We start from the raw sequence: 25,028 nt of genomic DNA, 5'->3' as shown, positions 1-25,028 counted from the left end.
GGCGGGAACCGACCGCGTGCTATTCATCGCGCACGAACGCGATTCCGCCAGAATTGGTGCGGATGGAGAAGGGGTAGATATCGATAGCCGACCATGAAACAACGGTCGGCCGGCACGCGCTTAGATGGGGAAGGCGCCGATGATGTCGGCCTCGGAAAAGACCAGGCCGGGCAGGAAGCCCTGCTGCTCAAAGTGTGTCCGTCGCGACGAGTCCGCTGTGAAGACGGCGGTGTGACTGACGAATGCGGCCACCTGCTCCGTCGGCGGAGCGATCACCGAGATCCGTGGATCGAGCCCCAGCTCGAACAACAAACCCGCCAGCGATTGTATGTCGGTCACACCGTCAAGAGCCAGCAGCCGGATGTCCGGCGCGGCATTGACCTTATGGGCAAGCGACTGCACCGCGCACATCAAGGGCAGCTTCTCGCCAATGTCCTTCACCTCCGGGATGTGCCCGAAGCCGTTGTAGCAGAGGCGAGCGTAGACTTCGTAGGCCTTCGGAAAGTCCTTCTTGGAAAACCACATCCGCAAGGCGACCGTCATGCGCTCCAGTGTCAGCGTGGTGCACGCCCTGTCGAACCGGGCCTTGTTTTCGGGACCAAGATCGATCTGCTTTCTGAGGGAGCCGAGATAGAGCAGGTACTCCAATCCTCCCTTGTAACGATCCCAGGCATGCATCGCTTCCTCGTTGCCCGCCTGCACGCCGCGAGCAATCGCGGTACGCGTGACGGATCGGTAGAATGGCTTGTCGAGGAATCCCACGGCACCGATATCGATCGCATGCGCCAGGAAGGCGAAGGCCCAGAAACAGAAGTGTCGCTCCACGTAGATTGTACGAAGCGCTTCGGTTCGATAGACGCAGATTTCAGGAAAGATGTGCCTCTCCGTGATGAAGGAGAAGAGGGCGAGGAAATTCCAGCGTGGGAAGCGGCGCGGTGTCTCCACGTGGTAGAAAAGCCTTCCGTCCTTGTCAGCGATTGCGTCATAGAGCGACCAAGGCGCATGGCACACGACCATATCGGGATTTTCATCGAGATGGTCGATGACGGCTTTGAGGTTGTCCCAGATCAGCAGGTCGTCATCGGCAAGGTAGAGCGCATACTCTCCCCGCGCATGGCCGAAGGCATTGGCGAGGTTTGGCCATCCGCCACCATTTGTGTTCCGCCTCAGATATCGGATCGGCAATCCCTCGGCGATAAAGCGCTCGACCACTGCCGTTGTATCGTCCGTCGAAGCATTGTCGGAAATGACGATCTCGTGGCTGAGATCCGTCCCAGCCTTGTCCGCAAGCGTTCCGAGCAAATGCTCCAGAAAGCGCGCCCGGTTGAAGGTCGGGATGCAGATGCTGAGCTTGATGTCGGTCATGACCGTTCCTTTACGTAAGCGGCAAAGGCCGCATCCCTGTCGCCGATCAGCGAGGGTTCTGCCGGCCACTGAATACCGAAGGCGGGGTCGTCCCACCGCGCGCCACGGGCTGCCGCCGGCACGTAAACCGTCGACATCTGGTAGAAGACCTCGCAGTCGTCGTCGAGCGTCAGGAAACCGTGCGCGCAGCCCGCCGGAATGTAGAAAGCGTTGCGCCTCCTCCAGTCGAGCTCCACAGCATCCCATAGGAGATAGCTCGGCGAGCCCGGTCGAAGATCCACGGCTACGTCAAAAACCCGGCCGCGCGTAGCGCGCACCAGCTTTGCCTCGCCGTACGGCTCCGCCTGATAATGCAGTCCGCGCAAGGTCCCTTTCTTGGGATTGAGTGACGTGTTGCACTGGAGAAATTCGCGGGCCAGCCCGCGCGCTGCAAAAGTCTCGCGACAGAATGTGCGCGCAAAAAGTCCGCGCTCGTCCTGATGCGGTTCCGGATCGATAAGGAAAGCGCCCGAAATTCGGCTCTCGGTAAACTTCATCCGATCACCTGCAAATGCGGGATCGCCACCACGAAGCGACCGCCCCAGGAGGCGGCGTCGATGGACGACACAATCTCCGACGCGATGTTCCATGGTAGGATCAGCACGTAATCCGGACGCGTCTCGGCAAGTTTGTCCGGCGAAAAGATCGGCAGACGACTGCCGGGAAGCAGATGCCCCTGCTTATGCGGACTGCGGTCAACCACGTATTCGATCAGATGGGTTCCGATGCCGCAGAAGTTGAGAAGCGTATTGCCCTTTGCAGCAGCGCCGTAAGCAGCAACCGTTTTGCCCTCCAGCTTGGCCTGACGAAGAAATGCCAGCAAACCGTCCCGCACTGGCAGGACGGCGCTCTGGAATGCAGCATAGCTGTCGACATCCGTCAGCTTGGCATTCGCCTCGTCATTGCGCACCTTGGCAACACGCTCACTAATGCGGCGTGTCGAGCTACCCTCATCAATACAGGCGGAGATTCTGAGACTGCCGCCATGGGTCGGAAGCTCCTCGACGTCGAAGACGATCAGGCCGTGACGCGAGAACACTTTCTCCACCGCCAGGAGTGACAGGTAATAGAAGTGCTCGTGATAGATCGTGTCGAACTGAACGTTCCTGATCAATTGCAGCAGATGCGGAAACTCGAGGCTGATCGCGCCTTCCGGCTTCAGGAGCATCGCCAAGCCGGCAACGAAATCATTGATATCGGGGACATGGGCAAGCACGTTGTTGCCGATCAGCAGATCGGCCGCATACCCCCTCGCCCTAAGGTCGGCGGCCGCCTCTCGTCCGAAGAAGCGGCATTCGGTTGGCACTCCCGCCGCACGCGCCACGTCCGCCACGTTGCGGGCGGGCTCTATGCCGAGAACCGGGATTTCCCGTTCGACGAAATGCCGGAGGAGATAGCCGTCATTGCTCGCGACCTCAATCACCTGGGATGCGGTTGTCAGTCCGAAACGCTCGATCGCACCGATAGCAAACCGGCGAGCATGTTCGACCCAGCTGTCGCTGAAGGACGAGAAATAGGCATAGTCGCTGAAGATATCCTCCGGCGACGCAAACGCGTCAGCCTGGACCAGCAGACATTCGGCACAGACGAAGACCCGCAGCGGATAAACCGGATCGGGACGGTCGGCCAGTTCGGGCTTTACATAGGAGTTGGCAAGTGGCGTCACCCCGAGATCGGCGAAGAGCTGTGTCAGCGGGGCCGAACAGAAGCGGCAGGCGTGTGAGGTCATGCAGCCAGCCTTTCATAGTCTGCGATCTGACGGAGCGTAAAGGCCCGCATGTCGGCCCGGGATAGCATGGCCTTGTACCAGCCACAGGTCCATTCGATGGTTTGTGCGCGATCCAGCCGTGGCCGCCAGCCGAGCGAGCGGTCTGCGAGGGTCGAATCGAGGGTCAACTGGCGCGCTTCGGGCGGGTGAGACCCTTCGACTGGTATCCAGCCAGTCTGCATACCCCATACTGAAGCCAGTTCATCGGCCAACTGCGCGACGGTCGCGACATTGCCCGGATCCGGTCCGAAATTGATCGCCGGAGGGACGTCATGGCGAGCCCCCGTCAGAGCCTGCGCATAGGCAAGGTAGCCGCCCAGCGGCTCCAGCACATGTTGCCAGGGCCGTGTCGCCTCCGGATAGCGCAGCGCCACCGGCCTGCCATCGCCAAAGGCACGCACCGCATCGGGAACGAGCCGGTCCTCCGACCAGTCGCCACCGCCAATGACGTTGCCGGACCGGGCGGTCGCAAGACGAATACCAGCCTTCTCCATGAAGCTGTCGCGATAGGACGCGCAGACGATCTCGGCGGCCGCCTTGGACGCGCTGTAGGGGTCCTTGCCGCCGAGCGGATCGCTCTCGCGATAGGGCGCGCCGTTTGCGTTTTCGGCATAGACCTTGTCCGTCGTCGCCACCACTACCGTCCGGACAGAGCCGCACGACAGGACGGCATCGAGCAGATTGACCGTTCCGCCGACATTGACGGCAAAGGTCGCGGCCGGCTCGCGATAGGAGCGCCGGACAAGGGATTGCGCCGCGAGGTGAAAGACGATCTCCGGCTCCGCACGCTTCACCAGGTCTGTCAAGCCGGACGCATCGCGGATGTCGCAGATGCTGTGCGCCTGCCCGCCCCAATCTCCCATCAATCCGTACATCGACGGCGCCTGGTCCGGCTGGAGCGCAATGCCGCTGACGTTCGCGCCCAAATGCTCGAGCCAGAGACACAGCCAGCTTCCCTTGAACCCAGTATGCCCCGTCACCAGAACACGCTTTCCCGTCCAGAACGACATCAGTCCCAGACCTTCCACGGCGCGCGCCCGGAGTTCCAAAGATCCTCCAGCATCATCCGCTCGCGCAACGTGTCCATCGGCTGCCAGAACCCGTCATGCCGATAGGCGGCCAGTTGCCGGTTGTCGACGAGCGCGTTCAGCGGCTCGTTTTCCCAGACCGTCATGTCATCCTCGATGAGATCGATGACCGAGGGATCGAGAACAAAGAAGCCGCCGTTGATGCGTTGCCCGTCCCCCTTCGGCTTCTCGAGGAATTTACTCACGAGATGACCATCGAGCGCGGCGGCACCGAAGCGACCGGGTGGCGAAACCGCGCACATGGTGGCCTTAAGCCCATGTGACCGGTGGAAGGCGATTTCGGCACTAATGTCGACATCGCCGACACCGTCGCCATAGGTGAGGCAAAAAGGTTCATTGGGATCGAGATAGTCCCGCACCCGGCGGATGCGGCCCCCCGTCATCGAGTTGAGGCCCGTATCGACAACCGTCACCCGCCAGGGCGGCGCCTCACGTTGGTGATATTCGATCTGCCGCGTGCCGAGTTCGATGGTCACGTCGCTGTGGTGCAGGATCAGGTTTACGAAGTATTCCTTGATCATGTAGCTCTTGTAGCCGGCACAGATGATGAAATCCGTCAGCCCATGATGGGAGTAGATATTCATGATGTGCCAGAGGATCGGTTTTTCCCCGATCTCGACGAGCGGCTTCGGACGAAGAATCGTCTCTTCGGCAAGGCGGGAGCCAAGGCCCCCGGCGAGAATTACGACTTTCATTCCATCAATCCGGCCGGTGCATGGGTGCCGAGGCACCGTCATGAGATCGTCTTAGCTCCCAGACTTTGTGTGAACCTTGACGGATGTGCCTGATATCACTTCACCAGCCAGGCACCGGGTGCGTTGGCCCAGGGAAACCGCGTGAGCGGCTTCTCGATCTTCCGTGCCCGTGCGAAATCGTCCCAGGCGATCGTCTCTCCTGGCCATTTGCTGGTCGCATATTCGTCGAGAACCAGCACGCCACCAGGCACCAGCCGGTCCCAGCACTCCTCAAGTATCACCCGCGTCGGCTCGTAAATATCGACATCGAGATTGAGCAGACAGAAGCGAGTCTCCGGGTTTTCTTTTAGCCATGCCGGCAGCGTCTTGCAGATATCGCCCTTGACGATGCTGCCGCGGTTCGCTGGGATTACGGAATCAGCATTGTGAAGGTCGAGCAATGCCTGGAACTCATCAAGAAAGCTCCCGGAACTCAGTCCGCCGATTTCCTTTTGGATGTTGCCATCGGTCCCGCCGTCCTGTTCCGCGAGATCCGGAAAACCTTCGAAGCTGTCGAAGCCGATGACCTTCTTGTGGGTGGCGGTCGGCGTGAAGGTTTCGAGAAACTTGTGCCAGCTGAAGAACGATTTGCCGAAATAGACCCCGAAATCCGCATAGTGGCCAGGAAGATCGATCGTCAGCTTGAAGAGCTCATAATGCGCCAGTTGTCGAATGAACGAACGGCGGCTTGCATAGACCGGAAACAGGTCGAGATAGTGCCGCACATCGTGGGGCCACTTTTCGATGAGCTTGTTCAATTTCTGGAAGAACGCATCTTCACCGGCAGACGGATAGTAGAAGGTATCGGATGCCATCGGTTCTCTCCTTGGCTCATGCCGTTCGGCGATGTCTCAGATCCGGCGAAGGAAGCCGTCGGCTGCCGCCGTGATCGCGATCTTGTGCTCGATCGTCTTGTCCGTCTCGAAGGCGAGCCTCTCGCCGTCCGCAGCCTTTCGCCCCTCAGCCGACAACAGGCGCTGATACGCCCACACCGCCGTCTTAGGATTGTCGCCCCTGCCCCAGGGGCGATCGGCACACATTTCGTCTGGCAGGTCTTCGACGCCGGTATCCCAGACGACGCAGTATGAACCCTTCGACGTTAGCGGTGCATAAGCCTCCAGTTCGGCCAGCACATGCTCGTGCGTATGGTTGGAATCCAGAAAGACCATGATGCGGTCGTAGCCGTGAGCATGCGCCTTTACTTGCTCCACGACCTCCGGCGCGATCGACGAACCTTGGATCGTGACCATCTTGTGCGCCATCGGATGGCTCTCGATCGCGGCCCGATTGTGCGCCCTGATATCGATGTCGACGCCGACGACCTTGCGGCGGCTTGCCCGCGGATCGAGAACGGCGCCCGCCTCGATCGCATCGCAATAGTCGAGCATGGCCAGCATGGAGGCGCTGAGCACCAGTGATCCGCCATGAGCGATCCCGGTCTCGATGATCAGGTCGGGCCGACAGGTCCAGATCAACTCCTGGATCGCATAGACGTCCTGCGGCACCTGGATGACCGGCCGACCGAGCCAGGTGAAGTTCTGGGCGTATTCCTTGCGGATCGATTCGCGGACCCAGATATTCGTGAGGCCGATGAAATCGCGGTCCTCGCCGATCCTTCGGATATTTCGGGCAACACGTTGGCGAAAGTCTTCTACGGGATCCATGTTCATTTCCTGAGCGGTTCGGGTCAATCAACCCAGCAATAAAGTACGGTCTCCATCAGCTGCGGCGAATGGTGACGAAGGGCGAACTTGTAGTCGGGAACGAGAGACCGGATGTATCCGGAGATCGCTGGCAAGTCCGAGGGGTAGTGATAGACACAGATGGCGAGCTTCGGCCGGCAGACTGCAATCGTCTTGGCCGCCCCGGCAAGCAGAGCCATCTCCATGCCCTCGACATCGGCTTTGATGAAGGTCGCCGGCGCCCCGGCCAGGTATTCGTCGAGAGATACGGTAACGACGTCACCCTCGGATGAAGGATGGAGCGACATGCTCTGCAATTGGCCGCTCGCGGTCGCGCCGGCCATAATTGCGGCCTGATCCCCGAGTCCCGCGCGATTGAGCTGGATGACATCCTCATCAAGAGCCCATTCCTGGCGCAGTCGGCGGCCGCGTGCTTCCAGCGCATCGAACTGTCGCGGAGACGGCTCGAACGCGTATATCTTCTGGAAGACTCCGGCATTGGCCCAGATGAAGCGCTCGACGCTGTCACCGACATAGGCGCCGGCATCGACATAAATTTCCTTCGCCGCACCCGCAAACCTAGGCAGACAGAAATATTGGTCGCGCTCCAACACTTCCTCAAGCGGAGCGTGGTCGCCAGTCAGCATGGCCATCATGACAGCGCGAAGGGTCAACCGAGAATGATCGTCAGCCATCAGCGCGTGGGCGTCAATGAAGGCATCGAAATGCCGCGCAACATACCAGGCATCCATCGAACACCAGGGAATGCCAGACGGGCTAATGACAGCTGCAACTTGCTGAACGGAGTGCCGGGCCGTGATCAAGATAAGATCAAGATCCGTCGAACCTATGTCTTTCGGAGAGGAAATCGGCAGGCCGCAAAAAACCTCTCCATGCCGCGCTGTGTTTCCATCGAAACACCCGGTCGGCTCTATTCCAAGGCTCCGCAAAAATTCCACGGTCCATCGACCGAGAAAGCCGGTGCCATAGATGCCAACTTTCAGCGAATGTGTCAGCATGCCTGCCGGCGCCACGTTCAACACCTGGTCACGCTGTCTCTCGAGTGCCGCGATAGAAACGTCAGCAGTCACTGAAGCTCCTCCGGCAAGGCATAGACAACCGCCCCCGTCCCGCACCAGCTGTGCAGCCGCATCAGGAAACGGTAGCCTCTTAGTTCGCTCATCAGCCAAGACGGCGTCCGCCAGATGCCGTCGTCATTGTGATAGATGGTCGCGGCGATGATCGGCCGGCACCGGTTGATCGTCTCCATCCCACCCTTCAGAGCGTCGAGTTCTCCGCCTTCAAGATGAAGCTTGAGGAAATCGGGCGAAAGGTTGAGCCCGTCGATGGTAGCGGTCCGCAAAAGGCGATTACCTGTCTGGGACAGCTGAGAGGCATAACCGAGCCCATCATGGAACAGCCGCTCCCGCTTGGTGGCATCGAGCGCCTCGTTGAGGATTGTTACCCGTCCCGACATGTCATCAGGCTTGGCCGAAAGGCCCTGCCTATGAGCAGCGGCATTTTCCAAATCCGGCTCAATGGCGACCACATGGGCATCGTTGCTTTCGGTGTTGGCCAGAAAGCGGTCGGTGACCCGACCGTCATAGGAACCGCCGTCGACAAACATCCGGACACCGCCGATATGCGCCATAATCTCCGGGATGAAGAAGCGATCGCCTCCCCTGACCGGTGCGTCCTCGAAGGTCCACTCCTCCCTCAATCGCCGCCAGGCGATGAACTGCAGGTGATGAGCCCTTGAAACATCGTCCTCCCAGCCGGACAGGACGCGCGCGGTTTCCTCCATGTCCTGCGGGGAAAACGCGCCGACGAACCAGCCGTTCGAAAGCGGGTGAACCGCTCTCAGGCTCTCGGCTACGTCATAGAACGGAACGACGTTTCCCCAGCCGTCCCGCGCCAATGTTTCTGCCAGTGTAAGGAAGGGTGCTGTTGCAACACATACTGCCAGCTGAGCAGTCGCTTTAAGGTCTCTGGCGACCTCATCGGGTGCGAAAACCGGAAGCCCTTGCCAAAAAGCGTCCTGCCGCAATCGCTCGGCGTTTCGATCGACAAGCGCTGCGACCTCGATACCGAGGCCGCAGCAATAATCCCGTGCCAGCCGGCCCAGGTCGCCGCCCCCATACAGGACGAGAGGTGGCTGGACAGCCGCCGGAAAAAACCGACACTGTGCTGCATCAATACCGCGTAGAAGCTCCCCGGCCGTTTTCGCATCGGGCACGCTATCGAAGGCGCGGCTTCCATATCCGGACAACCCGGTCCGAGCGCTAGTGTCGTCTGCAGGGCGCACCTGCTGGGCAAGCGCCATCTCAGTTCCGCCTTGCGGTTGTTGCCGACTCTGTCACGATGGCCGAATTATCCATGGATTCGCGATGAAAACTCCTGTGTTTCTTATCAGCAACGACCTTTTGCGAGCCTTGCCGTGAGCACCGTCCTCCTGACCGGAGCCACCGGCTTTGTCGGTCGACAAATCCACCGTCACCTCGTTCGACAGGGCCACGACGTTAGAACCGTCGTCAGATCCTGCAGCGCTATGCACCTCGCCGCCCAATCGTCGGACATCGTCGAGACTGACAATCTTTTCCGGGAAAGTGTGGAGTGGTGGGCCGAAGCGTGCAGAGGTGCGGACACTATTATCCACAGCGCCTGGTACGTTAAACATGGCGTCTATCTCGACGCGCCGGAAAATGCGGAGTGCGTGGAAGGCACTTTTGCCATGGCCGAGGGAGCCACCCGCGCGGGTGTCGGCCATGTCATCGGCATCGGCACCTGCATGGAGTACCGGTTGCCGGGCGATCGTCTCGACGTCGCCTCGCCTGTCGAGCCGTCGAACTTTTATTCCGCCTGCAAGCTTTCCACCTACCATATGCTGCGGGAGTGGTTCGCCCCGCGCGACACGCTCTTCTCGTGGTGCCGCATCTTTTATCTCTTCGGCGAAGGAGAGGACCCTCGTCGGTTGGCCGCCTATCTCCGCGGCAGGATCGAGGCGGGTGAGGTCGCCCGCCTGTCCGCCGGAACCCAGCTTCGCGATTTCCTCGACGTGCGGACAGCCGGCGCGATGATCGCAAGCGTCGCGAAGACGCGCCAGCCTGGCGCAATCAATATTTGTTCAGGTGAACCAATCACGATTCGCGCCTTCGCGGAACGGATCGCGGATGCTTACGGCAGACGGGACCTGCTGGAGTTCGGCGCGATGGCACCGCACCCCTCGGACCCGAGCGCTGTCGTCGGCGTCTGCAATCTCGAAGGTGCATCGATGCTGCTGGAGAGCCTGAATGAAAGCACAGCTGAAGCCGAGAATTAACCTCGACGACCGGACTGCCCTGGAGACGGTGATTCCGCTGGAAACGCCGTTCATCGTCTTTGTCGATCCGGCAAGTTCGTGCAATTTCAAATGCACCTTCTGTCCGACGGGCCATCGCGACATGATCGCGGAAACCGGTCGCTACCAGGGCGCGATGAAATACGAGGTGTTCCAGAAGGTCGTCGATGACCTCGGCGAATTCGACAGGCCCATCAAGGTCCTTCGTATGTACAAGGACGGCGAGCCTTTTCTCAACAAACGCTTCGCCGACATGGTCGCCTACGCCAAGAAGAGCGGGCATTGCGACTACATCGATTCCACGACCAACGGCACATTCATCACGCCCGAGCGCATGGGACCGGTCATCGAGGCCGGCTTGGACAAGCTCAACATCTCCGTCGACGGCATGACGCGGGAGCAATACCAGCAGTTCACCGGCTTCAATTTCGACTTTGACACGTTCGTCGAGAACGTGAAGTGGCTCTACGACAACAAGGGCGCGATGGAGGTCTCCATCAAGATTCCGGGTGAACTGATCACCGAAGCCCAGCGGCAGGAATTCTTTGACACCTTCGGTGACTATTGCGACCGCATCTTCATCGAGAATTTCGCCCCCTGCTGGCCGGAATTCGACATCGAGAAGCATACCGGCGTGAAGATCACGGGCGGAATCTACCAGCAGGAGATCGGCGACACCGACACCTGTCCTTACATCTTCTATGGCTACTCGGTGAATGCCGACGGCCTTGTCAGTTCCTGCTTCCTTGACTGGGGCCGCAAGCTTGTTATCGGCGACGTCCGCAAGGAGACGATGAAAGATATTTGGAACTCCGACCGCATGAATGCGCTCCGCCTACAGCACCTCGAAGGTCGCCGACGCGAGAATAGCGTTTGCGGCAATTGCGGACAATTGAGCCACTGCCTTCCAGACAACATCGACGCCCACCGGCCGTTGCTGCTCGACCGGTTCAAGGGCCATCTCGGAGCACGCCATGTGGGTCCGGCGCCCGGAGGACTTAAGATTCCCGACCTGAGCGCCGCAGAATGAAGATCCTCCACATCACCGCCCATCTCGGCGGCGGCGTCGGCAAGGCGCATTCAAGTCTGATCAGTGCCGACGCCCTGTTCGTCAGACGCCACTATGTGCTGCTCGAGGAACCGCGCGATACCCGCTACGCCGAAAGCCTCGTCAAAAGCGGGGCCACGCTGACGATAACCCCCAGCAAGGCGACTATTCTGCAGCTGGCCGCAGAAGCTGACATCGTTCAGATCGAGTGGTGGAACCATCCACGTCTCTACCATTGTCTCTGCGAAAACGACTGGCCGGTCATGCGCACGCTGATCTGGTGCCACATATCCGGCCTCACGCCGCCGCTTATTCCGCCGGCTTTGCTGCCGATCGCGGACCGTTTCATGTTCACATCGCCATGCTCGCTCGCACTGTTGGACAGAACCAGCCTGCCGGCTGCGTCCCGCGCCAGGATCGGTGTGGTCAACAGCGGCTTCGGCTTCACCGCGAGGCAGCGTCGCAAGGGCATCACCCGACGCGACGGATCGGTCGCCTATCTCGGCACCGTCAATTTCAGCAAAATGAGCCGGGACTTCTTTTCGGTGGTCGATGACGCTGGCGACAGCAAGTTGCCCGTCGCCATATGGGGAAGCATCGAAGACAAAGGCGAGGTCATACATGCCGCCAACGCGATGCGACGCCGGGAGCGCGTGCGCTTTATGGGACATGCGGCGGACCCCGCTTCCGTGCTGCAGGAAGCCCAGATCTTTCTCTACTTGCTGAAACAGGATCATTTCGGTACGGCCGAAAACGCCCTCGTTGAAGCGATGTCCTGTGGCTGTGCGCCCCTGGTTTTCCCCAATACGCCGGAACTGGCCATCGTCACCGATGGTGAAACAGGCTACGTCGCCGAAAATGCCGACGACGCGGCAAGACGCCTGCGCTGGATGCGTGAGAATCCGGCGGAGATAGAGGCGATCGGGCGCAACGCCGCAGAACACGTCGCCGCCACACGTCTTCCCGTCTATAGCGCCACGGCCTTCGCCCGCCTCTATGGAGAACTGTTGGTTCGGGAGAAGCGGCGTGTCGAGTTCCGGGCCGTTCTCGGAACAACCGCCGCTGACTGGTTTATGGGGACGCGAAACCCGTTCGCCGACGACCAGTCCGTGTCACCCACTCCCGGCGACAGCGCATCGAAGGGAACATTGTCGCATTTTCTGTCGTGCTATCCGCAGGACGAATCGTTGCTGGAGCTGGCGGCCGCCTCGGGCTGATTTCGACGTGTAGCCCGACGCTCGCCGTTTGCACTCGACGCTCTATTGTTTGGCGCACCTTCTCAATTCCGCTAAGGAAGAACAACGCGGGCACGATCGAGAAGGAGCGTCCATTGACGGAAACGGACAAGATCACCCATCGACGTGGTTTCGGCGTCTCCGCCGTGTACGAGACGCTTCGAAACGAGATTATCGAACTCAGGCTCGCACCCGGCAGCCCGCTCGACGAACAGCAGCTTTCCGACCGCTTCGCACTCTCCCGCACTCCGATACGCGAAGCCCTGGTGCGGCTCGCGGCCGAGGGGCTCATCACAACGCTGCCAAATCGCGCCACGATCGTTGCCAACATCGATTTTCTCGCCCTGCCAGAATTCTTCGACGCGCTCACGCTCATGTACCGCGTCACAACGCGGCTTGCCGCGGCGCGACACCTACCGTCCGACATCGATGCACTTCGCGATATACAGGCGGCCTTTGAACAGGCTGTCGGCAAGCGGGACGTGCTCGCAATGATCGCGACAAATCGCGATTTCCACGTGGCAATCGCGCAGGCCGGTCACAACCGGTATTACACCGACCTTTTTACTCGATTGCTGGATGAAGGCCGTCGCATCCTGCGCCTCTACTATTCTTCGTTCAACGACATGCTGCCCCGGCAATATGTCGCCGAGCATGAGGAGATCATCACGGCGATTGTCGATCATGATGTCGACAGGGCAGACGCTCTGGCCTCTGCCCACGCCGACCAGATCGTCACACAGATCCGCTCCTACATCTCAGCAGAATCGAGAGACCGCATCGACCTCTGAAGGCTGCCCCGATCGGGATCAGAGGCGTAACTCGACCCGAACTCAAATCTTGTATTTTTTTTGTCGACAAGAATTCGACATAGTGCTACCAAGCGCCATGTTCCACTGAAACAGGCCGGGCAACACCAGCGCCGGTGGCAGGATGCGAAAATGACAGCTTCAGTCTTTACGGGATGCATTCCCGCCCTCATGACGCCGTGCAAGGCCGACCGCACGCCGGATTTCGATGCGCTCGTCCGCAAGGGCAAGGAACTGATCGACCTTGGCATGTCCGCAGTCGTCTATTGCGGTTCGATGGGTGATTGGCCGCTGCTCACCGACGAACAACGCCAGGAAGGCGTTCGCCGTCTCGCGGAAGCCGGCGTCCCGGTTATCGTCGGCACCGGCGCGGTGAACACGAAATCTGCCGTCAGCCATGCCGCGCATGCCGCGAAGGTCGGCGCAAAGGGCCTGATGGTGATCCCGCGCGTGCTGTCGCGCGGCTCTTCGGTCAGTGCCCAGAAAGCTCATTTCTCCGCCATTCTCGAAGCAGCGAGCGGACTGCCGGCGGTCATCTACAACAGCCCCTATTACGGCTTCGCAACCCGCGCCGACCTCTTCTTCGACCTGCGCGCCAGCTTCCCGAACCTGATTGGCTTCAAGGAATTCGGCGGCAAGGAGGACATGACCTATGCGGCTGAAAACATCACCTCTGGCGATAACGCCCTCACGTTGATGGTTGGCGTCGACACCGGCGTCTACCATGGCTACGTCAACTGCGGCGCCGGCGGCGCGATCACCGGCATCGGCAATGCGCTTCCGAGGGAAGCGCTGCATCTCGTCTCGTTGTGCGAGAAGGCCGCCAAAGGTGACCCGCAGGCCCGCCGCGACGCGCGCGAACTGGAGGAGGCTCTTATGGTGCTCTCGACCTACGACGAAGGCCCGGACCTCGTCCTTCACTACAAGTACCTGATGGTACTGAACGGAGATGCCGAATACACGCTGCATTTCAACGAGACCGACGAACTGAGCCCGTCGCAGCGCCGCCATCTGGAAAACCAGTACACTCTCTTCCGCACCTGGTACGCCGCCCGCTACCCGGCCGCCTGATTGTCTCCGGACCACGGAAGGTCGCTCACGGGCGGCCTTTTTTCGTTCTGAAGCGTAACCCTCAGCTGACGTGACGCTCGAACTTGAAGACATCGACCGGCAGCGACGTGCCGCCGTCCAGCGCGAGGTCGGCCAGAATTTCCCCCACCACGCTCGTGAACTTGAAGCCATGGCCGGAGCAGGCCGAGCAGATCACAACGTTCTTCTGGTGCGGTATAGCGTCGATAAGGAAATCCTCGCTCGGCAGCATGGTGTAACGGCACGTGGTCGATTTCATTCTCACCGATGCCGCGCTCGGCAGCCGCTTCCTTGCGAAACCGTCGAGCAGCGCCCGGTCGGCATCGTTGACCGGCGGATTCTCCAGGTCGGGATCGATCGACTCCCGGAAATGCGCATGCCGCCCGATCTTGACGCCGTCCGTTCCGATCACCGGAAATCCGAAATAAGACCCTTCCGGACCCTCGTCGCGCAGGAAGCACGGCATGCGTTCGGGCTGCGCGACGAAACCGTCACTCGGCTGATACCAGGCGACCACCTGGCGGATCGGGTTCGCCATGCCACGCAACTCTGGTACCAGCTCCGCGATCCAAGCCCCGGTTGCAATCACGATCTTGCGCGCCCGATAACGACCTTCGTTTGAAAGAATCGTGACCCCATCGTCGGACGGCTCCACTGCCGTGACCCGCTCGCCGAAATGCATGACGGCACCATCGGCGGCCGCAAGCTTCAGATAGCCCATGATCGCAGCTTCCGGCCGGATATAGCCGCCCTGCGGATCGAAGACGCCGATCTCGCCCTCATCCAGCCGGAAGGCTGGAAACCGTTCCGCCATTGATTTCTGGTCGAGCACGAGATGCGGAAGACCGTGCAGTGCGCTGGATTTCAGCGTGCCTGAGACGATCTTGCTGTCTGGCATCCCGATCTGCAGCACGCCGGTTACCGTTAGGATATCGGCACCAAGCCGCGTTTCCAGCGACCGCCAGTTCTCGTAGGCGCGTTGCAGCAGTGGCACATACGACGGGTCTTCGAAGTAGCCAAGCCGGATCAGTCGGCTGTCTCCATGCGACGAACCCAGCGCATGCGCCGGATATTTCGCCTCGATGCCGATGACCTTGGCACCGCGACCGGCGAGATAGGCGAGCGCCGCGCTCCCCATAGCGCCGAGACCAATCACCGCAACATCATATATCGTCGTCATCAACCAAGCTCCGGCGTATTGTTTTGTGAAAATTTCATCCTGCATCACGGTAGAACTCTTACACGGTCTCGCGACGACACAGAATGTCCGTACACCGGATCAACTACCCCAGACGACCGCCTCTTCATGGCGTTTGATCAGGTGGCGGAGGTTCTCGAAGCTCGACCGCACGAAGGATGAAAACTGCTCGACCGCCGGAGACCGTGGCGCATCAACACGCCTGAGGATGGCAAGCGCCCTCTCCGGATGTGGAATGTTGATCGGCAGGGCGGTAATCGTCTTTTCCTTGCGCTGCGCAAAGACCACGCTATGCGGCATGACGGTCAGCGCATCGGCACCCTTCAGATAATTGACGACACTCGCCAGCGACCCGCCGGAATAGCGGATGCGGATTTCCGTCGCTCCGAAGGAGAGGAGCAGTGCTCTGAGGTCGGCCAAAAGCGGGCTGCCCGGCGGCGGCGCCACCCAGGAATAGTCGAGAAGATGGGACGGCTGCACACGGCGCTTCAACAGGAGCGGATGGGTCACGCGGCATGCGATGACATTGCGGCCAGGGAGGATCTGCTGGAAGGCAAGCCCCGAGCCTTCGTCGAGAATATCGATGGGGCAGATAGCCAGATCGATCTGATCGGCCTTCAGCGCTGCGCGCAGGTCCGGGAAATAGCCATAGGACTGGTCGATCCGCACATCCGGATGGGTCGCCTGGAACTCGGCGCACATGCCGGCGATCAGTGAGTCCATGAAGAAGGGACTGCCGCCGACACGCACCAAGCCGCTTTTCCCGACCCGGAAGCTTTCCATGAGATCGGAGGCCTTGCGCGACGCCGCCAGCATGGCAAGCCCGTGTTCTGCCAGCGCAATCCCGAGCGGCGTCGGCTGCAGCGGGCGCCGACCCTTGATGAAGAGCGGTTCGCCAATCCTCTTTTCCAGCATCGACAATGTGCGCGACACCGCCGGCTGCGCGAGACCCAGGAGGGCCGCACCTTCGGTCACGCCGCCCGTTTTGACCACGGCAGCCAGCTGGATCAGATGTCGCTCGTCGAACTTCATAACGGATTGTTATATTGTCACCCAAACAAATCATCAATCCTGCATGCAAGCCCTGCTAGCTTCCTCTCGACCAGCAATGCGGATTTGGGAGGAGATGCATGTCGCGGGCCGCCGAACTCATCACCTTCGATGAAGCGACGTCATCAGAGGCTTTCACGAGCCGCTTCGGCACGCCCGATGACGCAACCGCCCGCCTGCTCTCCGCCGTGGTCTGCCATGTCCATGAACTCATCAAGGAGTTCCGCCCTAGCCAGGAGCAGTGGCGCAAGGTCCTCGACTTCCTGACCGAGGTCGGCCACGCATCGGACGAACGGCGCCAGGAATGGGTGCTGTTTTCCGATCTCGTCGGCGCCTCTGCACTTGTCGAAGAGATCAATTCCCGCCGTCCCTCGGGTGCTACCCCCAACACGATCCGCGGTCCCTTCTTCCGGACCGACACCCCGGAACGGGCCTTGGGGAGCTCCATCTCGCTGGATGGCGCAGGTTTACCGTTGCTTGTCGAGGGCCGCGTCGAAGATCTCGACGGCCTGCCGATCACGACCGCCGAGATCATCACCTGGCAGGCAAATGCCGAAGGTTACTACGAGAACCAGCAGCCGGATCTCCAGCCGGAATTCAATCTGCGGGGTCTGTTCCGTCCGGATCAGGGTGGCAAATTTCATTATCGCACGGTCCGGCCCGCCGGCTACGGCGTACCCGGTGACGGGCCAGTGGGCCGGCTGTTCGCCCAGGCGGGCTATCCGCTGCACCGTCCGGCCCATCTTCATTTCGTCGTCCGCGCCCCGGGTTTCGAGACGATCACCACCCACATCTACGACGCGGATGATCCGAGACTCGGCGAAGACGCGCTGTTCGGCGTTCGGCCGGAACTGGTGCATTCGTTCGAGCAGACCCTGATCGACGGCAAGCCGGCCTCACGCGTCAACATCCGGTTCGTCATGATCCGTGCCCGTCCTGGGAGGAGCAAATGAAGAGCTTCACCTATGCCGGCAATCCGGCCCGTATCCTCTTCGGTTCCGGCCGCAGCGCCGAGGTCAGCAGCGCCGTTGAGGCGCTGGGCTGCCGCCGCGCGCTGGTCCTGTCGACGCCCCATCAGAAGGCGGATGCGGAAGCCCTCTCCGATAGGCTTGGTAGCCTCTCCGTCGGCATCTTCTCCGGTGCCGTCATGCACACGCCCGTCGATTTGACGGAGAAAGCGCTGAAGGTCGTCAGGGAAACGGACGCCGACTGCGTCGTCTCGCTCGGCGGTGGCTCCACCACCGGGCTTGGCAAGGCGATTGCCTACCGCACCGATCTGCCGCAGGTCGTCATCCCCACGACCTATGCTGGCTCCGAAGTTACGCCGATCCTCGGCCAGACCGAAGGCGGGCGAAAGACCACGGTCCGAAACGCGAGCATCCTGCCGGAAGTCGTCATCTACGATCTGGATCTTACGCTCGGCCTACCCGTCGGCATGAGCGTCACGAGCGGCCTCAACGCCATGGCCCATGCGGTCGAAGGTCTCTATGCCCAGGATCGCAACCCGGTCTCGACGCTGATGGCGCTCGACGGTTTACGCGCCTTCAGGGATAGCCTTCCGGTTCTGCTGAAGAACCCTCGTGATCCTGATGCGCGGGCGGAAGCGCTCTATGGCGCCTGGCTTTGCGGCACCGTGCTCGGCACAGTCGGCATGGCACTGCACCACAAGATCTGCCACACGCTGGGCGGCTCCTTCGATACGCCGCATGCCGAAACCCATGCAGTCATGCTGCCGCACACGGCCGCCTTCAACGCCGAGGCCGCCAGTGAAGAACTCGGGGCAGCCGCCGAACTGTTTGGCGGTTCGATAGGCGGCGGACTCTGGGATTTCGCCAAATCGATTGGCGCGCCGCTGTCGCTCAAGGATTTCGGGCTCACTGAAGCCGATCTCGATCGCGCTGCCGATATAGCGGTCGAGAACCCCTATTGGAACCCGCGTCCGATTGATCGGACGTCGATCCGCACACTTCTGCAACAGGCCTGGGAGGGCGTCAGGCCCGACTGACCGATGAGACATCTCGCGCGCTGCGCGCTCTTTGGGAGGAGAGACGATGATGGGAGGAAACATGATTACGCGACGCAAATTCTTGCAGACCACAGCAGCCGGCGGCGCCATGCTGGCGACCTCGGGCCTTGCGGCCCCTGCGATAGCGCAGTCTACAGCCGTGAAGCTCGGCTATGTCAGCCCGCAGACCGGGCCGCTTGCTGCCTTCGGTGAAGCCGACAAATTCGTCATCGACAGCTTCCTTGCGACGACGAAGAAGATGGGCCTGAACTACGAGGTCGTGGTCAAGGACAGCCAGTCCAACCCCAACCGCGCCGCCGAAGTCGCCAAGGAACTGATCGTCGACGACGAAATCAACCTGATGCTCGTCTCCTCGACGCCGGAAACCACCAATCCGGTCTCCACCACCTGCGAAGCCGAGCAGATCCCCTGCCTGTCCACGGTCGCTCCCTGGCAGCCCTGGTTCATAGGCCAGCAGGGTAATCCCGGCGACCCGGCCAGCTGGAAGCCCTTCAACTACGCCTACCACTTCTTCTGGGGTCTTGAGGACATCATCGCCGTCTTCACCGGCATGTGGGGCCAGATCGAAACCAACAAAAAGGTGGGCGGTCTCTTCCCGAACGACGGCGACGGCAATGCCTGGGGCGACAAGGTCGTCGGCTTCCCGCCGGTGCTCGAAAAGCTCGGCTACGGCCTGACCGATACCGGCCGCTACCAGAACCTGACGGACGATTTCTCCGCCCAGATCAATGCCTTCAAGCAGGCCGAGACCGAGATCCTCACCGGCGTGATGATCCCGCCTGACCTCACCACGTTCTGGAACCAGGCGAAGCAGCAGGGGCTCAAACCCAAGATCGCCTCGATCGGCAAGGCGCTGCTTTTCCCGCAGACGGTGGAAGCCCTGGGTGATGCCGGCCACAACCTCTCGACCGAAGTCTGGTGGACGCCGTCTCATCCCTTCACGTCTTCGCTGACAGGCGAGACAGCTGCCGATGTTGCGACAGCCTTCACCACGGCGACCGGCCGCCCATGGACACAGCCGATCGGCTTTGCCCATGCGCTCTTTGAACTGGCGGTCGACGTCATGAAGCGTGCGGAAGACGTGACGGATGGCGATGCCGTTGCCAAAGCCATCGGCGAAACCAAGCTCGACACGCTGGTCGGGCCGATCGCCTGGAACAACGCCAACCTGCCGCCCTTCGCCCAGAAGAACGTCGCCAAGACCCCGCTTGTCGGCGGCCAGTGGCGCCTGAAATCCGGCGGCGGCTACGACCTCGTCGTCGTCGAGAACGGCCAGGCAACGAACATCCCGCTCGGCGGCAAGATGGAAGCGCTCAGCTGAACCCTGTGAACCCATGGCAGCGGCGTCCCGATCGTTCCGGGTCGCCGCCAGCCTGACGGAGGAGTGTCCATGCCGATCCTGGAATTGAATGGAGTGTCGAAATCCTTCGGAGCCCTCGTGGTCGCCGAGGACATCGGCTTTTCCGTCGAACCCGGCGAAGCGCTTGGCGTCATCGGACCGAACGGTGCCGGCAAATCGACGCTGTTCAACCTGATCACCGGCAACCTCTCCGTTGCCAAGGGCACTGTTCATTTCGATGGTCGCGACGTGACCACTGTCCCGCCGATGCAGCGCTGTTTCGCCGGGATGGGCCGCACCTTCCAGATCCCCCAGCCTTTCGAACGGCTGACGGTCTACGAAAACCTGCTCGTCGCCGGCGCCTTCGGCAGCGAAAGCAGCGAAGCGGACGTCGCCGAGTTCTGCGCCGAAATCCTGGTCGAGACGGGCCTGATCGCCAAGGCCAACCGCCCGGCCGGCAGCCTTACCCTGCTCGAGCGCAAACGGTTGGAACTTGCCCGGGCCCTTGCAACCAGGCCCAAGCTTCTGCTCCTCGACGAAATCGCCGGCGGACTGACCGAAGGTGAGTGCCGGCAGCTGGTCGCCACGATCAAGCGGGTCCACCAGCGCGGCATGGCGATCATCTGGATCGAGCACGTGTTGCATGCCTTGAACGCCGTCGCCGAGAAGATCCTCGTCCTGAACTTTGGACGGGTCATCGGCCATGGCGACCCGCAGACCATCATGAATTCGCGCGAAGTGCGCGAAATCTACCTGGGCATGGAGGTCTGAACCATGAGCCTCATCGAAACGAAAAACCTCACCGCCTTCTATGGCGATTTCCAGGCCCTGTTCGGCGTCGACCTCGTCCTTCATCCCGGCGAGACGATTGCCGTGATCGGCGCCAATGGTGCGGGCAAATCGACACTGATGCGATCCATTGCGGGCGTGTTGCGCAACCAACCGGATGCGATCCGCCATAAGAACGAACCGATCGGCGCGCTCGCCGCCCCCGACGTCATGGCCCGCGGCATTGCGCTGGTCCCGGAAGGCCGCCGGCTTTTCCCCTCGCTGACCGTTGAGGAAAACCTGCTCGTCGGTCGCCACGGCCGAAAGGTAAGCGGTCCCTGGTCGCTTGAAACCGTTTACGAGCTTTTCCCAATCCTGAAAGAGCGGCGCCGCAATCCCTCGACGGCACTCTCCGGCGGGCAGCAGCAGATGGTCGCAATCGGCCGCGCGCTAATGTCTAATCCGGAAGTGCTGCTCTGCGACGAGTTGAGCCTCGGCCTCGCCCCCGTCGTCATCAAGGACATCTACGCCGCCTTCCCCTGCATTCGGGAAACGGGTGCCGCCATCGTCATCGTCGAGCAGGACATCGCCCAGGCGCTGCAGGTCGCAGACCGTGTCTACTGCATGATGGAAGGTCGGGTCACCCTTGAGGGGCGTCCGGCAGAGCTCGACCGCGCCGATATCCACGCGGCCTATTTCGGAGCGGAAACCCATGAACTGGCTTGATACCATTCTCCAGGGCATTCTGCTCGGCGGGCTTTACGCTCTCTTCGCGGCGGGTCTGTCGCTCGTCTTCGGCATCATGCGGCTCGTCAATCTCGCCCATGGCGACCTCATCGTCTTCTCGGCCTTCCTGATCCTGCTGCTGGTCTCCACGCTGGGGCTCAATCCCTTCGTGGCGGCCCTGATCGCCGGTCCGCTGATGTTCGGGATCGGTTACCTGCTGCAATATCACCTGCTGAACCGGACACTGGGCAAGGACATCCTGCCGCCGCTGCTCGTGACCTTTGGGCTGTCGATCGTCATCCAGAATGGCCTTCTCGAAGCCTTTACGGCCGACAGCCAGCGCATCCCGGCAGGCGCGCTGGAACAGGCATCGCTCTCGCTTGGCGGCATCAATGCCGGCGTCATGCCACTGCTCACCTTCGCCTCCGCGATCCTGGTCATCGTCGGCCTGAACCAGCTGATCTACAAGACAGCGCTTGGCCGTGCATTCCGCGCAACGTCAGACGATGTTGTTACAGCAGGTCTGATGGGCATCCGCCCGAACCAGATCTTTGCCATCGCAACCGGCCTTGCCATGGTGATCGTCACCATCGCAGCGCTTTATCTTGGCACCCGTGCCAATTTCGACCCGACCGCCGGGCCGGCGCGCCTGATCTACGCCTTCGAAGCGGTCATCATCGGCGGCCTCGGCTCACTCTGGGGCACGCTTGCCGGCGGCATCATTCTGGGTGTCGCACAAACGCTCGGCGCCGCCATCAACCCGGAATGGCAGATCCTATCGGGCCATATCGCCTTCCTGCTCGTCCTGCTGTTCCGTCCGCGGGGTCTTTTTCCCCGCGCAGTCGATTGAGGTGACGATGAACGCCAACAGAGAAATCCTGTCGAACGTCATGCGCCCGACGCCATCCTGGCGGGTGGAGACCCGCACCCGCCTGTCATCGCTGTTTTCAATCGCAGCCATCCTCTTCGTGCTGCTCCTGGCAGCCGCCCCCTTCGTCGTCTCGCGCGGCGTGGTGCAGGATCTCTTCTTCATCCTCACCATGCTGGCGCTCGCGCAGAGCTGGAACCTGCTGGCCGGTTATGCCGGGCTGATTTCCGTCGGCCAGCAGCTCTTCGTCGGCTGCGGTGCCTATGCCCTCTTCGGCTTCGTGATCCTTCTCGGCCTCGACCCGATCCTGGCCATCCCGCTGGCCGGCCTCTTCGCAGTGCTGGTCTCGATACCGACGGCGTTCTTCGCCTTCCGCCTCTACGGTCCGTATTTCGCCATCGGCACCTGGGTCATCGCCGAAGTGGGCCGGCTGCTCTTTGCCCAGTGGAAGGCGCTTGGCGGCGGCACTGGTACGTCGCTCCCGCGCGAGGCAACGCGCGACATGTTCGGCGTGGCGCTGCTGGAAGACTGGTTCGGCATGCGGGCTGCAACTGCCGCCGATGCCGTCGCCTTCTGGCTGGCACTGATCGTGCTCGTCCTGACGATCTGGTTCGTCTACCGCCTGCTGCGCTCCAAGCAGGGTCTGGGCCTTGCCGCCGTTCGCGACAACGAGACGGCAGCCCGTGCTCTCGGAGTCGATGCCCTCCGACTGAAGCTCGTGATCTATCTCTCGACCGCGTTCATCACCGGCATCGTCGGCGCGATCATCTATCTGCAGAAGGCCCGTATCTCACCCGACGCTGCCTTCTCGCTCACCGACTGGACGGCCTATGTGCTGTTCATCGTCATCATCGGCGGCATTGGCACCATCGAAGGGCCGATCGTCGGCGTCATCATCTTCTTCCTGATGCAGAATGCGCTGTCGAGCTACGGGTCCTGGTACCTGCTGCTGCTCGGGGCGATTGCCATCATCACCATGCTGTTTGCGCCACGCGGGATCTGGGGCCTGATCACCGACCGCACCGGCATCGAACTCTTTCCGGTCCGCCGCACCTTGAGGGGCGGATCGCTTGAACAAACGACAAAGGGAGGGCCACATGGCTGACATCACCACCGACGTCCTGATCATCGGCACCGGGCCGGCCGGCTCCGCGACGGCAGCCTTGCTCGCAAGCTACGGCCTCGAGCCCATGGTCATCAACCGCTACCGCTGGCTTGCCAACACCCCGCGCGCCCACATCACCAACCAGCGCACGATGGAGGTTCTGCGCGATCTCGGCCGCGACGTCGAGGACGAAGCCTATATGTTCGCGACCGAACAGGACCTGATGGGCCAGAACGTCTTCTGCACGGCGGTCGCCGGCGAAGAGATCGGCCGCATGCAAAGCTGGGGTAACCATCCGCTCTCGCGCGCCGAACATCTCCTGTCCTCGCCCGGCCGGATGAACGACCTGCCACAGACCTATATGGAGCCGCTGCTCTTCAAGACGGCCTGTTCGCGCGGCGCGCAGTCACGCATGTCGACGGAATATGTGAGCCATGTGCAGGATGCCGACGGCGTCACCACCACTTGCCTTGACCGCCTGACCGGCAAGCAATTCACCGTGCGCTCGAAATTCCTGGTCGGCGCCGATGGCGGCAACTCCAAGGTTGCCGAACATGCCGGCCTCACCTTCGAAGGCAAGATGGGTGTCGCCGGCTCGATGAACATCCTGTTCGAATGCGACCTCTCTCGCTACGTCGCCCACCGTCCCTCGGTGCTCTACTGGGTCCTGCAGCCGGGCGCTGATGTCGGCGGCATCGGCATGGGCCTCGTCCGCATGGTCCGCCCGTGGAACGAGTGGTTGATCGTCTGGGGTTACGACATCAACCAGCCGGCACCCGCCGTCGACGAAACCTTCGCCACCAAGGTCGTGCGCGATCTCGTCGGTGTCCAGGACCTGCAGCCGAAGATCAAGTCGGTCTCCACCTGGACAGTCAACAACATGTACGCAACATCAATGTCGAACGGCCGCGTCTTTTGCATGGGTGACGCCACCCACCGCCATCCGCCTTCGAACGGTCTCGGATCCAACACCTCGATCCAGGATGCCTTCAATCTTGCCTGGAAGCTCGCCGCCGTCATCCGCGGCCAGGCCGGCATGGGCCTGCTCGACAGTTACCAGGCCGAACGCGCACCGGTCGCCAAGCAGATCGTCACCCGCGCCAACAAGTCGATCGAGGAATTCGGCCCGATCTTCAAGGCGCTCGGCCTGCTCGATTCCGTCGACCCGGTGAAGATGCAGGAAAACATGGATGCCCGCTGCAACGACACATCAGATGCGGAGAAGCAGCGTGAGGCGATCCGCCAGGCGATTGCCCACAAGGTCTACGAATTCGACGCCCATGGAGTCGAGATGAACCAGCGCTACAAGTCCGACGCCGTCGTCACCGATGGCCAGCCGGAACCGGCCTTCGAGAAGGATGCCGAACTGCACTACCAGCCGACCACCTGGCCCGGCGCCCGCCTGCCGCATGTCTGGCTCTTCGGGCCTGAAGGCGAGAAGGTTTCGAGCCTCGACCTGACCGGCCATGGGGTCTTCACCGTTCTGACCGGCATCGGCGGCGATGGCTGGGTGGCGGCCGCCAAGTCCCTGTCGAAGGAGTTCGGCCTGCCGATCACGGTCCACAAGATCGGCCCCCGCCAGACCTGGCAGGACTTCTCCGGCGACTGGGCCCGCGCCCGCGAGATCCGCGATTCCGGTGCACTACTCGTCCGTCCGGACCATCACGTCGCCTGGCGCGCGGCAGCCGCCGTTAAGGACCCCGAAGGCGAGCTGCGGCGCGTCCTGAAAACCATTCTCGACCGGTGAGGATCAA

At 61.4% G+C, this 25,028-nt stretch carries 24 protein-coding genes; 13 read left to right on the top strand and 11 right to left on the bottom strand.

Features of this window, described 5'->3' with window-relative positions; translation table 11 throughout:
- Positions 1–120 precede the first annotated feature (120 nt).
- The 9 genes from J5J10_RS19610 to J5J10_RS19570 all read right to left on the bottom strand — a co-directional run bounded on the left by J5J10_RS19610 (position 121) and on the right by J5J10_RS19570 (position 8,999).
- Positions 121–1,365: a glycosyltransferase family 2 protein gene (locus J5J10_RS19610; RefSeq protein ID WP_211931384.1), complete on the bottom strand. Its 1,245-nt coding sequence runs from the start codon at positions 1,363–1,365 to the stop codon at positions 121–123.
- Complete coding sequence (gene rfbC, locus J5J10_RS19605; RefSeq protein ID WP_211931383.1) at positions 1,362–1,901, bottom strand: dTDP-4-dehydrorhamnose 3,5-epimerase; 540 nt, start codon at positions 1,899–1,901, stop codon at positions 1,362–1,364. Before rfbC ends, J5J10_RS19610 begins: the two co-directional genes overlap by 4 nt.
- Positions 1,898–3,133: a class I SAM-dependent methyltransferase gene (locus J5J10_RS19600; RefSeq protein ID WP_211931382.1), complete on the bottom strand. Its 1,236-nt coding sequence runs from the start codon at positions 3,131–3,133 to the stop codon at positions 1,898–1,900. Before J5J10_RS19600 ends, rfbC begins: the two co-directional genes overlap by 4 nt.
- Positions 3,130–4,191 (bottom strand): CDP-glucose 4,6-dehydratase, encoded by a 1,062-nt coding sequence (gene rfbG / locus J5J10_RS19595; RefSeq protein ID WP_211931795.1) that lies wholly within the window; start codon positions 4,189–4,191, stop codon positions 3,130–3,132. The genes J5J10_RS19600 and rfbG overlap by 4 nt, the downstream gene beginning before the upstream one ends.
- Positions 4,182–4,955: a glucose-1-phosphate cytidylyltransferase gene (gene rfbF, locus J5J10_RS19590; RefSeq protein ID WP_211931381.1), complete on the bottom strand. Its 774-nt coding sequence runs from the start codon at positions 4,953–4,955 to the stop codon at positions 4,182–4,184. Before rfbF ends, rfbG begins: the two co-directional genes overlap by 10 nt.
- A gap of 95 nt (positions 4,956–5,050) precedes the next feature.
- On the bottom strand, positions 5,051–5,809 hold the full coding sequence (locus J5J10_RS19585; protein ID WP_211931380.1) for a TylF/MycF/NovP-related O-methyltransferase: 759 nt from the start codon (positions 5,807–5,809) through the stop codon (positions 5,051–5,053).
- 36 nt (positions 5,810–5,845) lie between these two features.
- The gene (locus tag J5J10_RS19580) at positions 5,846–6,658 is read right to left on the bottom strand and encodes a cephalosporin hydroxylase family protein (RefSeq protein ID WP_211931379.1); all 813 of its coding nucleotides are present in this window, start codon (positions 6,656–6,658) and stop codon (positions 5,846–5,848) included.
- A 23-nt stretch (positions 6,659–6,681) separates the two neighbouring features.
- Positions 6,682–7,767, bottom strand: coding sequence for an FkbM family methyltransferase (locus J5J10_RS22715; RefSeq protein WP_211931378.1), 1,086 nt, complete (start codon positions 7,765–7,767; stop codon positions 6,682–6,684).
- Entirely contained in the window at positions 7,764–8,999 is a 1,236-nt protein-coding gene (locus tag J5J10_RS19570) for an FkbM family methyltransferase (RefSeq protein ID WP_211931377.1), read from the bottom strand. Before J5J10_RS19570 ends, J5J10_RS22715 begins: the two co-directional genes overlap by 4 nt.
- A 114-nt stretch (positions 9,000–9,113) precedes the next feature.
- Between J5J10_RS19570 and J5J10_RS19565 the strand changes: the two genes are divergently transcribed.
- From J5J10_RS19565 to J5J10_RS19545, 5 genes are all read left to right on the top strand, one after another.
- Complete coding sequence (locus tag J5J10_RS19565; RefSeq protein ID WP_211931376.1) at positions 9,114–9,995, top strand: NAD(P)-dependent oxidoreductase; 882 nt, start codon at positions 9,114–9,116, stop codon at positions 9,993–9,995.
- On the top strand, positions 9,967–11,043 hold the full coding sequence (locus J5J10_RS19560) for a radical SAM protein (protein ID WP_211931375.1): 1,077 nt from the start codon (positions 9,967–9,969) through the stop codon (positions 11,041–11,043). Before J5J10_RS19565 ends, J5J10_RS19560 begins: the two co-directional genes overlap by 29 nt.
- Positions 11,040–12,278: a glycosyltransferase gene (locus J5J10_RS19555; RefSeq protein WP_211931374.1), complete on the top strand. Its 1,239-nt coding sequence runs from the start codon at positions 11,040–11,042 to the stop codon at positions 12,276–12,278. The genes J5J10_RS19560 and J5J10_RS19555 overlap by 4 nt, the downstream gene beginning before the upstream one ends.
- 113 nt (positions 12,279–12,391) lie before the next feature.
- Positions 12,392–13,087 (top strand): GntR family transcriptional regulator, encoded by a 696-nt coding sequence (locus tag J5J10_RS19550; RefSeq protein WP_211931373.1) that lies wholly within the window; start codon positions 12,392–12,394, stop codon positions 13,085–13,087.
- Between the two features lie 150 nt (positions 13,088–13,237).
- The gene (locus J5J10_RS19545) at positions 13,238–14,176 is read left to right on the top strand and encodes a dihydrodipicolinate synthase family protein (RefSeq protein WP_211931372.1); all 939 of its coding nucleotides are present in this window, start codon (positions 13,238–13,240) and stop codon (positions 14,174–14,176) included.
- Positions 14,177–14,237: 61 nt separating this feature from the next.
- Here the strand turns inward: J5J10_RS19545 and solA are convergent, their stop codons facing one another.
- Together solA and J5J10_RS19535 are read right to left on the bottom strand one after the other, a co-directional pair.
- A complete protein-coding gene (solA, locus tag J5J10_RS19540; RefSeq protein WP_211931371.1) occupies positions 14,238–15,374 on the bottom strand; it encodes an N-methyl-L-tryptophan oxidase in 1,137 nt (378 codons plus the stop codon).
- A 99-nt stretch (positions 15,375–15,473) separates the two neighbouring features.
- Positions 15,474–16,424, bottom strand: coding sequence for a LysR family transcriptional regulator (locus J5J10_RS19535; protein WP_211931370.1), 951 nt, complete (start codon positions 16,422–16,424; stop codon positions 15,474–15,476).
- Between the two features lie 98 nt (positions 16,425–16,522).
- Between J5J10_RS19535 and J5J10_RS19530 the strand changes: the two genes are divergently transcribed.
- The 8 genes from J5J10_RS19530 (at position 16,523) to J5J10_RS19495 (ending at position 25,021) form a co-directional block, all read left to right on the top strand.
- Positions 16,523–17,395, top strand: coding sequence for a dioxygenase (locus J5J10_RS19530; protein WP_211931369.1), 873 nt, complete (start codon positions 16,523–16,525; stop codon positions 17,393–17,395).
- The gene (locus tag J5J10_RS19525) at positions 17,392–18,447 is read left to right on the top strand and encodes a maleylacetate reductase (protein ID WP_211931368.1); all 1,056 of its coding nucleotides are present in this window, start codon (positions 17,392–17,394) and stop codon (positions 18,445–18,447) included. Before J5J10_RS19530 ends, J5J10_RS19525 begins: the two co-directional genes overlap by 4 nt.
- A gap of 61 nt (positions 18,448–18,508) precedes the next feature.
- Positions 18,509–19,789 (top strand): ABC transporter substrate-binding protein, encoded by a 1,281-nt coding sequence (locus J5J10_RS19520; protein WP_211931367.1) that lies wholly within the window; start codon positions 18,509–18,511, stop codon positions 19,787–19,789.
- Between the two features lie 69 nt (positions 19,790–19,858).
- Positions 19,859–20,578 (top strand): ABC transporter ATP-binding protein, encoded by a 720-nt coding sequence (locus J5J10_RS19515; RefSeq protein WP_211931366.1) that lies wholly within the window; start codon positions 19,859–19,861, stop codon positions 20,576–20,578.
- Between the two features lie 3 nt (positions 20,579–20,581).
- Positions 20,582–21,301, top strand: a complete 720-nt coding sequence (locus J5J10_RS19510; RefSeq protein WP_211931365.1) for an ABC transporter ATP-binding protein — start codon at positions 20,582–20,584, stop codon at positions 21,299–21,301.
- The gene (locus tag J5J10_RS19505; protein WP_102018749.1) at positions 21,288–22,151 is read left to right on the top strand and encodes a branched-chain amino acid ABC transporter permease; all 864 of its coding nucleotides are present in this window, start codon (positions 21,288–21,290) and stop codon (positions 22,149–22,151) included. Before J5J10_RS19510 ends, J5J10_RS19505 begins: the two co-directional genes overlap by 14 nt.
- Positions 22,152–22,158: 7 nt before the next feature.
- On the top strand, positions 22,159–23,274 hold the full coding sequence (locus J5J10_RS19500) for a branched-chain amino acid ABC transporter permease (RefSeq protein WP_211931364.1): 1,116 nt from the start codon (positions 22,159–22,161) through the stop codon (positions 23,272–23,274).
- Positions 23,267–25,021, top strand: a complete 1,755-nt coding sequence (locus tag J5J10_RS19495) for an FAD-dependent monooxygenase (RefSeq protein WP_211931363.1) — start codon at positions 23,267–23,269, stop codon at positions 25,019–25,021. The genes J5J10_RS19500 and J5J10_RS19495 overlap by 8 nt, the downstream gene beginning before the upstream one ends.
- The last annotated feature ends 7 nt before the right edge of the window (positions 25,022–25,028 follow it).

This window comes from Ciceribacter sp. L1K23, assembly GCF_018122705.1.
Lineage (GTDB): Bacteria > Pseudomonadota > Alphaproteobacteria > Rhizobiales > Rhizobiaceae > Allorhizobium.
The sequence above is the reverse complement of the archived record's forward strand: the minus strand, read 5'-3'. Positions and strand labels throughout refer to the sequence as shown.